The organism is Paenibacillus sp. J31R98, assembly GCF_056269245.1.
Genome location: NZ_JBWDNO010000001.1, coordinates 626,703 through 640,123, shown reverse-complemented (window position 1 = coordinate 640,123; position 13,421 = coordinate 626,703). Strand labels below are relative to the sequence as shown.

Sequence of the window (13,421 nt, the reverse complement as noted above, 5' to 3'; positions counted from 1 at the left end):
CTCACCTCGCTTTCAGACTTTCACGGATAAACGTTAGTCCTAAACGTGCGGCATCATCGTTGTGTTCCGAGTAAGAACGCCACAGATGCAACCTCGGGATCAGCCCCTGCACAGTAGTGCCGAAGGCTTCGATCGTCAGCCAGCCGTCATACCCGATATCCTGTAGGGCATCGAATATCTCGGGCGTCACGGCATGCCCGCTCCCCGGAACTCCGCGGTTGTTCTCCGAGATATGTACATGCGCAATATGCTCGCTTGCACCTCGCCATGCACTCGGAACATGGTTTTCTTCCACGTTTCCATGATGGGTATCCGCCAGCAGCCCGACATTCGGAAGGCTAACCTGACTCACGAAGCGGACACCGTCTGCAAGCGTATTCGCCATATACATCTCAAATCGGTTAAGCGGCTCAAGCGCGATCGTAATGCCGAGCGTTTGCGCGTATTCGCCGGCTTCTCGGATTGTCTCTACCGCATAGCTCCATTCGTCAGCCTCCGGACCTCTCCCTGTAAACCGCCCGAGTCCCTGGAATAATGGGCCGCACATGAGGTCCGCACCAGCCGCTCGTGAATGTTCAAGGTTTCGCTTAAGCGCTTCCACCGCCGCCCGCCGAAGCGATGCATCACGGCTCGCAGGGTCCGCAACAGAAGCGTCAAGCGCGGATATCGTTGTACACCCAAGCTGCAAATCTTTCAGTACGAGTCCGATTGCCGAAGCCTCCTTCAAATCCAGCCCATCGATCGGAACCTCGATCCCGTCAAAGCCCCACTCCTTGATTTGCCGAAATAGGCTGGCATGATGTTCCGCGCTCGGCGAATCGGTCCATAACAACAAGTTCATCCCTATTTTCAAAGCACTCACTCCCAGGGCTTCAGAATAATCTTGCCGTTAAGCTGGGAAGCTGACACCTCAAACGCTTCTTGGATTCGGCTCATCGGAATCACGTGGGTAATAAACGTGTCAAGCAGCGGTGAATGTTGAATGACTTCCATAATTTTAGGAAAATGATTGATATTATAGTGCCAGGAGCCTGTCAGGGAAATCCCCTTTCGGATCAGGTCCGGACTCACGCGTATCGCCGTTTCTTCCCCGCATTCGCCGACGAAGCATATCTGACCCAACCGCTTGATGGAATCGATCTGCAGACGGTGCGCAGCGACTACCCCGGAGCATTCCAGTCCGCAGTCCGCTCCTTTTCCTCGAGTCAACGCTTTGATTTTCTGCACAGCCTCCGGATCCCGAGGATCAATGATATGATCCACTCCAAGCTGTTTGGCGAGGTTAATCCGATACTCCTGCATCTCTACGGCGATTACAGTTGCACCCCGATACTTGGCATTCACGATCGCCCCCAGGCCGACCGGTCCAAGACCGGTAATCAATACCGTCGAGAAGGCATCGACTCCCATCCGTTCGAAGGCTCCGTGAGACGGTCCTAATCCGCAGCAAGCAAGACTAGCTTTCTCATAAGGAACATCATCCGGAATTTTCGGGAGAAGCGCGGAAGGCTTGGCGATAAACTGGCTCATCGTCGCCGCGTGATAATTCAAGTTGTGCTCGCAATGGATGTAGTCTCCTTGGACGCATAATTCACATTCCCCGCACGGATATTGAGGCATGACCGCGACTCTATCGCCCGGTTGTACTTTGCAGCCCGGAGCCGCCTGAATGACTTCACCCACCGCCTCATGACCAAGGCAGTCATTCTTGTGACCATGCACGAAGCCCTTGTATTCGGCGCACATCGGGGCAGCATGGATTTTCACCAATGCCCAGCCTTCTTTCAACTCTGGCATTTCCTTATCCACGAGATCCGCTTTCCTCTCGCCAGTAATTGCTGCCTGCTTCATATCTCAACTCTCCTTATGTATCAATATAAGAACTAACGGGTGCCTCCAGCTCCGAACACTTCGCGCTTCTCGCCATACTTGAATGAAATTCCCAATTTCTCTACTTTACCGAAGAGATAATCCAGGGCGGCAGGAAGTTCATCTCCGCTTAAGTGCTCAATCATGAGCGATGGCTCCTGCGGCAGCTTGCTGAGCTCGGAGAGGTAAACATCGTAATCCAGCGTGCCGTTCCCCACAAAGGTTTCGGTAATCTGCGTTGTGGCATGATGAATCAAATTGGTATCTTTCGCATGGCAGCTGACGATATAAGGGCCTAACTTTTCAAAGCATTCACGGATGAAATCACCGTTGTAATACACACGCCTCGGGTCTGAGGTCATGTTGACGGGATCCAGATGTACAGCAAACGCATCTCGATTAATTCCCTTGAGCATCTGCAGATAAAGATCCGGATTGTCCGGCAATACATAAGATTCGGTCTCTAGAACAAGCTTTGTTGTGCTCGGCTGCACTTCATCGATAATGCGCTGGATAACCCGGATATTATGTTCGACGTTCGCTTCCGTGAAGTTATCCCGATGGCTCATTACGCAACCCATGTTGTTGTAGCTGCCGCCATGCATCACACAGCAGACCGCCCCCATCTCCTCTGCCTGCCTGAGACGAGTCATAATTTCAACAATGTTCTTCTCCTGCTGCCCCATATCCGGGTCCGATATGTTGATGCAATAGGCCCCTAATTCAGCGAGCACAATATCCGCCTCACGAAAAGCATGCTTGAATTCTTCCCGCTCATTTGCATCTGCAATATAGCTGCAGTAGGCCGCGGAATAGCCAAGCCTTTGATGAACCTTCACCAGCTTTGCCGGATCGCGTTCCCCGGCTTTAAAGATCGGGCCGCCCAATCGCATCAATGCTCAATCCCCCAGTCACTCATTATGTAAACCGTAAGCGCTTGCAATGCCAAGTATAGGAGGACGGAACGCACGTGCACAATTATCAATTATCCGCTTTACATACATTAACGCTAACCCATATGAATCAAGGATAGACGAGGATCTGTAAACCAAAATCCGCCACTTAACAAATTATCGATTATCTACTGTAGATTCAGGTCTATCATGGCAAGTGCGGCTTCAAGGGAAACGGGTATAAAATAAAAAAATCCACTGCATGAGTGGTTTCTTTAACAGCTGCTTCTATTCAGTAAACACACCAAGGACTCAATATCCTGGTTCATTCCACCTCCTTCATACACCGAAATAAATTAGTTCTAACAATTACTTTGACACATAGAGTAATCTATGTTAAATTTACTCCATCAGATAGAACTATGTCTGGTAGAGCACTATGTGACAGAGTACAACAGCGTCACGTACGACAGGCATAGGATTATGATTTACAGGAGGACCTTGCATGATTCGAAGTGACATCATTCGCGGACATCTCGATGCGATTATTTTGCGGCTTATATACGAAGAAGACCGCTATGGCTATGAGATCTCCAAGGAAATCAGCGTGCGGACGGATGATCGGTTCCAAATCAAGGAAGCAACGCTGTATGCCGTCTTCCAACGGCTCGAACGCAAAGAGCTGATCGAATCGTATTTGGGTGACGTATCGCATGGCAGCAAGCGGCGCTACTACAAGATCACGAAGCTTGGACGAGCCTACTTGAAGGAAACGGTTGAAGAATGGAACGAAATTAAAGAGATCGTCAATATTTTCATGGAGGGATTGTAGAATGAAGAAGATTAACACACATGTTGAGGAATGGTTTCGCGATATACCGGACAGCGAGCAGAAGCAATCGATTCAAGAGGAAATTACGCAGAACCTCGAAGAAAAAGTGTACGACCTTATGCGTGCCGGCAAGAGCGAAGAAGATGCAACGAACAAAGCCATTGTTGAGTTCGGCGATATTTCAGACATCAAGCAAGAGCTCGGCGTTATTAGCTTCAAGCCTGTAATGGATCCACGCAAGCGGTTCGGCTTGCACTTAGGCTTCTCGATTTGGGGGACATGCCTCATAATTGCCTTCTTCTTGTTCATAAACATGTACTACACGCCAAACACCATCTGGTTCGTGTACCCAGCATTCGTAGTTGCTTGGTGGCCGCTTGTCATGTTCTACAAGTGGCTAGGCTGGTAAATAAGGAGGCGCCGCTATGAGGAACCATCGTGCAAACTTTGCCGTGACCGGCAGCATCATGACCATCATCTTTCTGCTCATCGTGAACATTATTACATCACCGGATTACTTATGGTTCGTCCATCCTGCCTTCGCGCTCATACAGTGGCCGATCGCGATGTATTTTGCAGCGACAGGACGAATCAAGCAATACTCGCTAGTCACGACACTTCTGCTTATTCTCTATCTTATTTGGGAAAATATTATCCAAGGCTCAGGCCATCCTTGGTTCTTGTACCCGGCGCTAGCCGTCATCTGGTGGCCAATCATCATGCTCGCCGGCCGTTACGCTGCTACGCTTGGCATGGCGATTATCAGCAGTATCCTAATCATCGGTTCGTATGGCGTTCTTAACCTGCTATTCTCGCCGGGATACCCATGGATTATCTTCGTAGCGTATGGAATCCTATGGTGGCCAATGTCCATCTATTTCACGCGATCGCGCAGATATTTCGACTTCTCGCTGTGCGCATCACTGCTGACGAGCGCGCTCTTCATTACAGTGAACGCAATCTCGTCACCAGATGAAGTTTGGGCGATCTATCCGATCTTCGCTGTGATTTGGTGGCCGCTCAGCATGCATTATTATGCCAAACGTCCGCCGGTTTGATTGCCGGAAGCACCGAATGCTACAATAGATCAGAGCTACACTACACTTACTAAAATGGAGAACTCATCTATGCTAGCATTCACAATGCAACAAGAATACGCAAACGATCGTATCCGCGTCGTACAAGCTCAAGCCTCTGACGCTGCTGACATAATGAACCTGCTTGTCGGCACAGCACGCTGGTTGCAAAGCAAAGGTTCCACACAGTGGAGCGCGCTACTAGACGGCGAGGATCACCATAATGTGACTGGACATATCGAGAAAGGCGAGCTCTTCATGTTCAAGGACGGCGACACGCTCGCAGGCATCGTATTGCTTATGCAGGTGCCCGGCGAGTGGGATCACGGTTTGTGGGGACCAGATGGACATGAATCGATCGTCTACCTCCATCGTCTCGCGATCAATCGTGAATATGCCGGACAAGGCATTGGCGCTGACATCGTAAGATGGGCGGAGGAAGGCGTTTCGTTCCCCGGCAAGGACCGCATCCGCCTCGATTGCATTGCAAGCAATGAAACGCTGAACAAGTTTTACAGCGGAATGGGCTACACGTTCAAAGGCACGTCGCCAACCGGCTTTTGCTTATACGAGAAGTTCTTGAAACAAGTGTAACCGGCTCTCGCCGTCCTCCGGGCGGCATAGCTAACGTTTCACGGTAAAAAAAAACGGACCGAGATGTTCTCGGTCCGTTTTTTTTCAATTAAAATGCCCAGTTGCCACCGCGGAACAGCGGTTCGAGCGAACCATCCTCGCGTACGCCGTCAATATCAAGATCTGCCGTTCCGATCATGAAATCAACATGCGTCAAGCTGTTGTTTAAGCCGCGCTCCGCCAGCTCTTCCTTGCTTAGCTGAAGCCCGCCATCAATACAGAACGGGAATGCAAACCCAATCGCCAGATGGCATGCCGCATTCTCGTCGAACAAGGTGTTATAGAACGTCAAGTTCGTATCGGAGATTGGCGAGCGGAAAGGAACGAGAGCAATCTCTCCGAGGAAATGCGAGCCTTCATCCGTCTCAACAAGCCCTTTGAGCGCTTCATAGCCCTGCTCAGCTTGGTAATCCGTAATGCGTCCTTCCGTGAACGTAATCGAGAACTTGTCGATCAAGTTGCCGTTGTAGCTAAGCGGCTTACTGCTGTATACGGTGCCGTTCACAGCATCTTTATGTGGCGATGTGAACACTTCCTCCGTCGGCATGTTCGGGATAAACACGCTGCCCTGTTTGTTCTTCGTTCCTGCGGATACCCAGAGATGACCGTCCGGCAAACCAATCGACACGTCCGTCCCTGACGCAGCAGAGCGGTAACGCAGTTCCTTGAATCGAAGTTCATTCAGACGCTCCGCTTTGCTGCGAAGCCCAGCTGCATGCTCACGCCAAGAAGCGATCGGATTGTCCGCATCCACGCGGGTTGCAGCGAAGATCGCTTCCCACAACGCACTCACTTGCTCAGCCGACGATCCCAGCTCCGGGAACACTTTCTCAGCCCACTCTGGCGTTGGTACCGCTACGATGGACCAAGCACAATCATTGCTGAGCGTATATTTGCGGAACGGTTGAAGCGCGGTCTGCGCAGGCTTCGTCACGGCGGAGATTCGCGATGCGTCGATGCCTTTCAGCAGGTCCGGATTCTCAGCTGTGATCCACAAGAACGCCGCTCCCTCTTCTGCCAGTTTAATGCGCCCATCGACGATCCACTCTGGATAGAAAGAAAGTCCTTCTTCAGGCGACTTCTCCAGCCGAGTACGTACGATCTCCTCATCTATCCATTCCACATGGACGTAGCTTGCGCCAATTTCATATGCGCGTTTAACAACAAGGCGTACGTAAGGCGCTGCCTCTACTTGAGTCATAATGCACAGCTTCTGTCCGGGTTGAATGTTGACGCCAACTTCAACAGCCAGTGCTGCATATTGCGCTAAACGATTCTCGAATGAGTTCATTCTTTTCACTCCTCTAAATAACCTCTATGTAACATCTCTTTCAGCAAAATATTATACCAGCGTCAATGGGATGGATGCAAAAAAGCGGAAGGCATTATTGCATTGCCCCAAGCTTGCCAATCGAGATATTCGGAATCATATCATCGTAGAAATACTTACGCACATCTTCCTCAAAGACAGTCGAGAGTATGCCTTTCTCCCGAACCAGCTCCAGCATAAACACATCATTGCTTTTGAATACCAAGACCGTATCCGATTCGGACATCGACCAGAACGTATCGTTGTTCCCATTGTGGATGAGATACGCGCTATCAGCTTCCTTCACGCTAAGCTTTTTAACTGTCGAGGTCGAACTGCTCTCCACAGGCAAATGATTCAGCTTCATAAAGGATTGATCATCAAGCTGCTCATCCCTCTTCCATACGCTTCCAAGAAGCAAGGCATGATCGGAATGATAAAATAAGATCGTATGCTCCATTACCGCTTTGCCGCCGAAGCCGCTCAGCACTTGGGACGGATCGTTGCCGCGAATGGTGACAACCGGCATCCCCCATGCTTGGAGGAAGGTTGTTTTGTAATTAAATCGAGACTTGCCACCGTCATAATACACACTTTCTAGCTGGTTCAGCTTCCCCGACTGATCCCCTGCGAACCAAGGTCTCTTCCCGGCAACGGATGCGGTAAGCGTGATAAACTTATTCGCGCCGTGCCAATAGACATAGATGCCCAATTGCTCCAATACACGCAGCGGAATCATGGACTGTCCATCTACTAGCAGCGGCACAGCCGATAGATGTACCGTTGCACCATTTACTTCCGATGCTGCCTGATTGAGGGTCAACTTAGCAACTTTACTCTTGTAAGTCAACGTCAGCTTCTTCAGACGCGCATCCCATGAACTGCTCCCGCCGAACCATTTCATAATGCTTGAAGCAGGCAGATACACTGCGCCTTTGATAAGCTGCGGTGCGCTACGGCGATTAGGATCAAGCTGTTGGTTATACCCATTAATAGTCGCTGTTGATGAACCAATCTGCATAATGACCTGAACGTTCTGTCCCTGTCCCGATTGCGACTCTGCAGCCGCAGTAGGCGTTCCGAGACTTAGAAGAACAAAGGAGATTGCCATAAGGGCCAAAATAACACGGGTTGTTTTTCTGTGCCTCATCATTCATACCGCCTTTCATGCATGTTGGAACTGTGCATGATGCAGCCTGCTGTAATGACCGCCTGCAGCAAGCAGCTCCTCATACCGTCCTTGCTCGGAGACGCCGTCCTCGGTCACGACGACGATGCGGTCCGCATTCTTGATCGTCGCAAGCCGGTGCGCGATAACAAGCGTTGTCCGTCCTTGCGAGAGATTAGCTAACAGACCCTTTGGTCCGCATTAATAAATAGAGAAAATAAGGCGCACCGAGCACAGCAACGACTATACCTGTCGGAATGTTGTACAACCGTGCGAAAGTATCAGATATGATCAGCAGCAGAGCACCAGCCAGCGCCGAGGCAGGCAGCAAATACGGATGCTGAGGCCCAACTAGCCGTCTCGCCACGTGCGGGCCGATCAAACCAACGAAGCCGATGGCGCCCCCAACTGCCACTGCAGCACCGGCTAATCCGACAGCAGATGCATACATGATAAGCCGCTCACGGCTCAGCGCAGTACCAAGGCCTCTTGCGGTAAGATCACCGAGGTTCATGACGTCGAGCACCCGCGCTTTGAAGAATACAAGCGGGAGCAGCACGACAAGCCAAGGTACAAGCGCGAGCACGAATCGCCAATCGGTGCCCAAGATGCTGCCAGCCAGCCAGACCTGAACGAATTTGAACTGTTCGGGGTTGAGGCGAAGCGTCAGCACGAGCATCGTCGCAGATATTCCGGCCGCTACGGCGATACCGACGAGCAGCATACGGATCGTCGAGATGCCATGATTGCGCCGGTAAGCGAGCGTGAATATGAGCGCGGCAGTACCTCCCGCACCGATCAGTGCGAGCAGCGGCAGCAGGAAGATCGTGCCGCTAACCGGCACGACGCTGATGAACAGCACGACGACGAGTCCTGCGCCGGCGTTAATGCCGAGAATGCCCGGATCAGCGAGCACATTGCGCGTGACCCCTTGCAGGATGCAGCCCGACACGGCAAAAGCTGCGCCAACGAGCAGCGACATGACAATGCGCGGAAGCCGGAATTGGAACAGAATGAGCTCCTGCTTCGCATTGCCTTTGCCGAGCAGGGTATTCAATACCTCATGCGGCGTCAGTTTCAATTGGCCGGTATCCATACTAATAATGAAGACAATCACGATGAGAACAGATAATAGCGTCATAATAGAGAAAGCCCGTTTGCGGCGAGCTGCCTCTGAAGAAGCAGGAATGGCAGTCGACATCATCTACAGCTCCCTCCTCTCGTTCATGGCGAGATAGAGGAAGAACGGCACGCCAATAATCGCAATGAGCGCGCCTAGCGGCGTCTCTGCGAACGGGTTGAACATTCTTGCGCCGATATCAGCGAGTACAACAAGCAGCGAGCCGAGCACAGCGGAACACGGAATGATCCAGCGGTAGTCAACGCCTACCAGATAGCGCGCCACATGCGGAATGATCAAGCCGACGAAGCCTACTGCGCCTACGACGGAGACGGAAGCACCTGCCAAGATGAGAATGAGGAGCGCTCCTATCGCTTTGACAAGACCTGTACGTTGTCCGAGTCCTGTTGCAATATCATCGCCTAGGCTAAGCAAAGTAATGGAGCGGGACAAGAGAATCGCCACCGCGATGCTGCCAAGAATCCAAGGCGTAATAATCTTCACCTGCGGCCATTGAACGCCTTGCAAACCGCCTGCATACCAGAATGCAAGCTCTTGGCCGACGTTGTAATGAATCGCAATCGCTTCGCTTATCGCAAGCATCAGAGCGGATACGGCGGCGCCAGCAAGCACAAGCCGCACCGGCGTCAGACCGCCCTTCACCATCGATCCTGCGCCAAATACGATAACAGCCGCGAGTGCAGCTCCGATGAACGAGAAGAACAGCAAATTGACGAAGGACATTCCCGGGAAGAACGCGAAGCAAACCGCGAGCAGCAGGCCCGAGCCTGCATTAATGCCAAGCAATCCTGAATCTGCAATCGGGTTGCGCGTCATCCCCTGCATAAGCGCGCCAGCCGTTGCGAATGCAGCTCCTGTGAGTGCTCCTGCGATAACACGCGGAATGCGGAGCTGATGAATGACCTGATGCGAGGTCAGATCGGGATTGAAATGAACGAGCGACTCCCATACCGTAGCTAGCGAGATATCCGCCGCGCCAACTGCGATGGATAACCCAGCGCTGAGCAAGAGCAGTGCGCTCCCGACAATGAGCAGGATAATAGCAGCAAGCGGACGCGATTGAATCGTTACATCCGGCTCTTCTGCTCGGGAGATCGAGTGAGACTGAGACTGCACAATCATAAACCACCTTTACTTATGTACCTCTTGTACCTGAAGGATGCGTAGCACGGGTTCAACTGAGAATTATTTTCATAATAAAGAGTTCCAGTGAAGTTGTCCATCCATTACGCGAATCTTTTCCTTATTGCAGCGCAGGTCAAGCAACATTTGTTACTTTTTTTGTGTCAATCTCCTCATGAATGATGGCGTTAGCATCATACACTTATACCCGAAGGGCAGCATCCATATCGAGCGGATCGCAGATGCAACTTGGGAAGGAGGTGCCGCTATGCAGCCAGAGCTGAACCAGATCCAAGCTGGCATCAATCTGCTCGTCAATCGTCTGCTGCCGAGGCAACACGCCGATGGCAGCTGGCGACTTGGTTTCGTGGATGCCGGGACGTCCACGGATGCGGCAGTTATCATGCTGCTGCAGAGCATGCAAATACCGAAGCCCCAATTAGTCGCTGAGCTGCGGCAGAGGATCGAAGCCAAGCAGAGCGCGGATGGCGCGTGGCGCAGCTACCCGAATGATGCGGCCGGACATGCCGCCGCAACAGCGGAATGCTACTACGCCTTGCAATTCGCAGGCGCATCCCCGAATGAGCCGCATATGAAGCGAGCTCGCGAGGCTATGCTCGCGCTTGGCGGCTTATCCCGTATCGACAGCCTATTAACGAAGTTTCTGCTCGCCGCAGTTGGACAATACCGTTGGCCGCGCTGGTTTCCGGTCCCGCTCACCCTCATGTTATTGCCGAAATCAGCGCCTATCCACTTCTATCAATTCTCCGGCTACGCGCGCGTCCATATGGCGCCGATGCTCATACTTGGTGACCGCAAGCCCGCATTCACGCTGCCGTCGATCGCTCCGCTCCAATCACTGAGAAGCTCAGATGAGGAACAAAGGCTGCAGCAGGGCAGCTGGCAGAGGCATTTTCATTATAAACTGCGGCAGATCGATGATGATCGCCGTGTGCTGCATCAGGAGGCGACCGATCGAGCCGTCTCGTTCATGCAAGCGCGCATCGAAGCCGATGGCATGCTGTACAGCTATGCGACAGCTACCGTTCTGATGGTTCATGCGCTGCGGGCACTTGGCTTCAAGGCGGGGCATCCGCTAATTGCCGGAGCGATCCAAGGGCTCGAGACCATGCTTACACCAGACTGGACACAGCATAGCAGAGCCTCCACAGTCCAAAATACTACGTCCGCCGTCTGGGATACCGCACTCATCAGCCACGCGCTGCAAGCAGCCGGTTTCTCTCCGTCGCATCCTTCTATCCTGCGCGCGGGGCAATTCTTGCTCTCGCGGCAGCATACGAAGCTTGGCGACTGGCAGCGCAAAGTCGCGAATCCCGCTCCTGGCGGCTGGGGCTTCTCGAACATTAACACGATCAACCCCGACAATGATGATACAACAGCTGCCTTGCGAGCCATTCATGCTCTAGCAGCAGAGGACTACACAGCCTCTCGCGAGAAAGGGTTCAACTGGCTTCTCTCGATGCAGAACACCGACGGCGGCTGGGCCGCGTTCGAACGGGGCATCGACAGCAAACTGATCAGCTGGGTACCGCTTGACGGCGCCGAGGACGCAGCAACTGATCCATCCACGCCGGATCTGACTGGCAGGACGCTCGAATACCTCGGCCGCTTCGGCAGGCTGACAACCGAGCATCACTTCATCCGCCGAGCTGCGAATTGGCTCTACAGCCATCAGGAGCCGGATGGCTCTTGGTACGGACGCTGGGGCGTCTGTTATATCTATGGCACCTGGGCGGCTCTGACCGGACTCGCCGCTGTCAGCGAACCGCCGCAGCATCCGCAAATCCGCCGCGCAGTCGATTGGCTGAACAGCATCCAGCGCGAGGATGGCGGCTTCGGTGAATCATGCGCTAGCGACATCGGGAAGCGCTTCGTCCCCCTACCTGCCTCCACACTCGTCCAAACCGCTTGGGCGCTGGATGCTCTCATAGCGGTGCATGCGTCGCCGACCGTGACGATGGAGCGCGCCTGCGCCTACTTGCTGCGCGAGCTGCCCGGCGAGCATCTGCAGCAGCAATCGCTTGCTGCACGCTATCCGAATGGCGCTGGCCTGCCCGGTTATATCTATTCCTGCTACGAGAGCTACCCGCTCGTCTGGCCCTTGCTCGCTCTCGCTCATTACCGCAACAAGTATGGGGGATGAATGAACATCACAAGCTGTTAGCTGGCTTTACTATACTTATTGGTCCGCTTCAAGCATATCTCGGCCCTTGCCGTCCGTCGCGGCAATCGACTCGATCTTCCATGGCTCTGCCGGAGATTCCCGAACGAGAATCAGCCCCAGCTTCAGCCTCAGCACCTTCTTGTTCTGAGCCAGCATCCTTACATTCTGCGAGAGATCCGCGATGAGCTCGTCTTCCAAGGCGTTCACCGCGATCTCTTTCTTCTGCTCGGCAGCGATCCGTTCCACATGAGCAAGAAGCCTATCAAGCTTCTCATCATAAGGGTCCTCGAACAACATGCGGGCAGCTTGAATTTCCCTCAAATTAAAAGTCTTGAAGAAGGTTGTGACAATGTTGTCCGGATTCATGGCGCCAACATACTCGGGCAGCTTGCCGGCTGCTTTGAACACCATAAGTTGATGCTCCGGGTCGACGCTTTGCGTCTTGTGCGTCGTGCTCCCGAGAAAATGCACACAGAAGTGGCCGGAAAAATCATTATCCGGGATCCCGTCTCCCCCATGCGGCATACCGTGCATCGAAGCTGCCAGCACCTCACCGTCTGCCTGAACGAGAATCGCTTTTCGCTTCCAGCTCCATTTGCCATTATAGATGCGTTTCATAATCTCCGTGTCCTCGCGCGTCAATGGCTGAACATCGGCATGGCTGCTGCCGGCTCGTCGCTGCACGTTAAACGTCAGGCCAGTATCGAGATCGGTAAGAGTGAAGCTGGACATGAGCGGAACAAACACTTTCGCCTCTTCCCATGGCAGCACTCGACCATAAAATGCTCTCCGAAGCTCATGAACACGCTGAGAGAGCAGCTGCTGATCCGGTTCTCGCAGGATCAATTTCTCTTCAGCAACCGTGTCATATACAGCGCCGTAACGATCGACTGGAAGCGTCAGCTCCTCGCTTCCTTTTCTAAAGGAGATGTATGTATCCGTGACGGGGATCGAATATATCCGGACGCGAGACCCATTGTTCAGCATCTTCGTAATGGCTTCATCGCTCCCGATCGCAAGCTCCGTTGCCCTGACCGATTCAGGTGTCGCAGCCACGCGCAGCTTTGCCCCTTCAGCTTCAGCAGAGGCGCGGTAGCTGCCATTGCCAAGCATAACAGCGATCCCGAGTAGACAGACGATCTGCCAGATGAACCTTGCATTGCGCATGCCATTCCTCACCTCCCTCAAACTTG

The 13,421-nt window shown here is 52.8% G+C and carries 13 protein-coding genes and 1 pseudogene; 5 read left to right on the top strand and 9 right to left on the bottom strand.

Features of this window, described 5'->3' with window-relative positions; translation table 11 throughout:
- Position 1: 1 nt before the first annotated feature.
- The 3 genes from AC0YNX_RS02900 to AC0YNX_RS02890 are packed head-to-tail and all read right to left on the bottom strand — an operon-like array spanning position 2 to position 2,762.
- On the bottom strand, positions 2 to 853 hold the full coding sequence (locus tag AC0YNX_RS02900; protein ID WP_475814134.1) for a sugar phosphate isomerase/epimerase family protein: 852 nt from the start codon (positions 851 to 853) through the stop codon (positions 2 to 4).
- Between the two features lie 5 nt (positions 854 to 858).
- Positions 859 to 1,851 carry a zinc-dependent alcohol dehydrogenase gene (locus AC0YNX_RS02895; RefSeq protein WP_475814133.1) on the bottom strand — a complete coding sequence of 331 codons (993 nt, stop codon included), beginning with the start codon at positions 1,849 to 1,851 and terminating at the stop codon, positions 859 to 861.
- 32 nt (positions 1,852 to 1,883) lie between these two features.
- A complete protein-coding gene (locus AC0YNX_RS02890) occupies positions 1,884 to 2,762 on the bottom strand; it encodes a sugar phosphate isomerase/epimerase family protein (protein ID WP_475814132.1) in 879 nt (292 codons plus the stop codon).
- A gap of 505 nt (positions 2,763 to 3,267) precedes the next feature.
- On the opposite strand from AC0YNX_RS02890, the gene AC0YNX_RS02885 reads away from it, so the two are divergent.
- The 4 genes from AC0YNX_RS02885 to AC0YNX_RS02870 all read left to right on the top strand — a co-directional run bounded on the left by AC0YNX_RS02885 (position 3,268) and on the right by AC0YNX_RS02870 (position 5,264).
- A complete protein-coding gene (locus AC0YNX_RS02885; protein WP_126017726.1) occupies positions 3,268 to 3,594 on the top strand; it encodes a PadR family transcriptional regulator in 327 nt (108 codons plus the stop codon).
- Position 3,595: 1 nt separating this feature from the next.
- A complete protein-coding gene (locus AC0YNX_RS02880; RefSeq protein WP_475814131.1) occupies positions 3,596 to 4,003 on the top strand; it encodes a permease prefix domain 1-containing protein in 408 nt (135 codons plus the stop codon).
- 16 nt (positions 4,004 to 4,019) lie between these two features.
- Entirely contained in the window at positions 4,020 to 4,652 is a 633-nt protein-coding gene (locus tag AC0YNX_RS02875) for a hypothetical protein (RefSeq protein ID WP_475814130.1), read from the top strand.
- Between the two features lie 69 nt (positions 4,653 to 4,721).
- Positions 4,722 to 5,264: a GNAT family N-acetyltransferase gene (locus tag AC0YNX_RS02870; RefSeq protein WP_475814129.1), complete on the top strand. Its 543-nt coding sequence runs from the start codon at positions 4,722 to 4,724 to the stop codon at positions 5,262 to 5,264.
- A gap of 88 nt (positions 5,265 to 5,352) precedes the next feature.
- Here the strand turns inward: AC0YNX_RS02870 and AC0YNX_RS02865 are convergent, their stop codons facing one another.
- The 5 genes and pseudogenes from AC0YNX_RS02865 to AC0YNX_RS02845 all read right to left on the bottom strand — a co-directional run bounded on the left by AC0YNX_RS02865 (position 5,353) and on the right by AC0YNX_RS02845 (position 10,043).
- Entirely contained in the window at positions 5,353 to 6,594 is a 1,242-nt protein-coding gene (locus AC0YNX_RS02865) for an aminopeptidase (protein ID WP_475814128.1), read from the bottom strand.
- A 94-nt stretch (positions 6,595 to 6,688) separates the two neighbouring features.
- Positions 6,689 to 7,723: a stalk domain-containing protein gene (locus AC0YNX_RS02860; protein ID WP_475814127.1), complete on the bottom strand. Its 1,035-nt coding sequence runs from the start codon at positions 7,721 to 7,723 to the stop codon at positions 6,689 to 6,691.
- Positions 7,724 to 7,777: 54 nt separating this feature from the next.
- Positions 7,778 to 7,963: pseudogene (locus tag AC0YNX_RS02855) on the bottom strand (multidrug ABC transporter ATP-binding protein); the annotation flags it as partial.
- Positions 7,956 to 8,981 carry a FecCD family ABC transporter permease gene (locus tag AC0YNX_RS02850; protein WP_475815166.1) on the bottom strand — a complete coding sequence of 342 codons (1,026 nt, stop codon included), beginning with the start codon at positions 8,979 to 8,981 and terminating at the stop codon, positions 7,956 to 7,958. The gene AC0YNX_RS02850 and the pseudogene AC0YNX_RS02855, both read right to left, overlap by 8 nt.
- A gap of 3 nt (positions 8,982 to 8,984) precedes the next feature.
- Positions 8,985 to 10,043 (bottom strand): FecCD family ABC transporter permease, encoded by a 1,059-nt coding sequence (locus AC0YNX_RS02845; protein ID WP_475814126.1) that lies wholly within the window; start codon positions 10,041 to 10,043, stop codon positions 8,985 to 8,987.
- 175 nt (positions 10,044 to 10,218) lie between these two features.
- Between AC0YNX_RS02845 and AC0YNX_RS02840 the strand changes: the two genes are divergently transcribed.
- On the top strand, positions 10,219 to 12,207 hold the full coding sequence (locus AC0YNX_RS02840; protein WP_475814125.1) for a terpene cyclase/mutase family protein: 1,989 nt from the start codon (positions 10,219 to 10,221) through the stop codon (positions 12,205 to 12,207).
- A 36-nt stretch (positions 12,208 to 12,243) separates the two neighbouring features.
- On the opposite strand, the gene AC0YNX_RS02835 is transcribed toward AC0YNX_RS02840, so the two are convergent.
- Entirely contained in the window at positions 12,244 to 13,395 is a 1,152-nt protein-coding gene (locus tag AC0YNX_RS02835) for a hypothetical protein (protein ID WP_475814124.1), read from the bottom strand.
- Positions 13,396 to 13,421: the final 26 nt, after the last annotated feature.

Bases quoted from the DNA above. Each gene is read 5' to 3' on its own strand.
- AC0YNX_RS02880 (WP_475814131.1), top strand. From the start codon at position 3,596: ATGAAGAAGATTAACACACATGTTGAGGAATGGTTTCGCGATATACCG.
- AC0YNX_RS02875 (WP_475814130.1), top strand. From the start codon at position 4,020: ATGAGGAACCATCGTGCAAACTTTGCCGTGACCGGCAGCATCATGACC.
- AC0YNX_RS02845 (WP_475814126.1), bottom strand. From the start codon at position 10,043: ATGATTGTGCAGTCTCAGTCTCACTCGATCTCCCGAGCAGAAGAGCCG.
- AC0YNX_RS02870 (WP_475814129.1), top strand. From the start codon at position 4,722: ATGCTAGCATTCACAATGCAACAAGAATACGCAAACGATCGTATCCGC.
- AC0YNX_RS02885 (WP_126017726.1), top strand. From the start codon at position 3,268: ATGATTCGAAGTGACATCATTCGCGGACATCTCGATGCGATTATTTTG.
- AC0YNX_RS02895 (WP_475814133.1), bottom strand. From the start codon at position 1,851: ATGAAGCAGGCAGCAATTACTGGCGAGAGGAAAGCGGATCTCGTGGAT.
- AC0YNX_RS02840 (WP_475814125.1), top strand. From the start codon at position 10,219: ATGAATGATGGCGTTAGCATCATACACTTATACCCGAAGGGCAGCATC.
- AC0YNX_RS02890 (WP_475814132.1), bottom strand. From the start codon at position 2,762: ATGCGATTGGGCGGCCCGATCTTTAAAGCCGGGGAACGCGATCCGGCA.
- AC0YNX_RS02860 (WP_475814127.1), bottom strand. From the start codon at position 7,723: ATGGCAATCTCCTTTGTTCTTCTAAGTCTCGGAACGCCTACTGCGGCT.
- AC0YNX_RS02835 (WP_475814124.1), bottom strand. From the start codon at position 13,395: ATGCGCAATGCAAGGTTCATCTGGCAGATCGTCTGTCTACTCGGGATC.
- AC0YNX_RS02850 (WP_475815166.1), bottom strand. From the start codon at position 8,981: ATGTCGACTGCCATTCCTGCTTCTTCAGAGGCAGCTCGCCGCAAACGG.
- AC0YNX_RS02865 (WP_475814128.1), bottom strand. From the start codon at position 6,594: ATGAACTCATTCGAGAATCGTTTAGCGCAATATGCAGCACTGGCTGTT.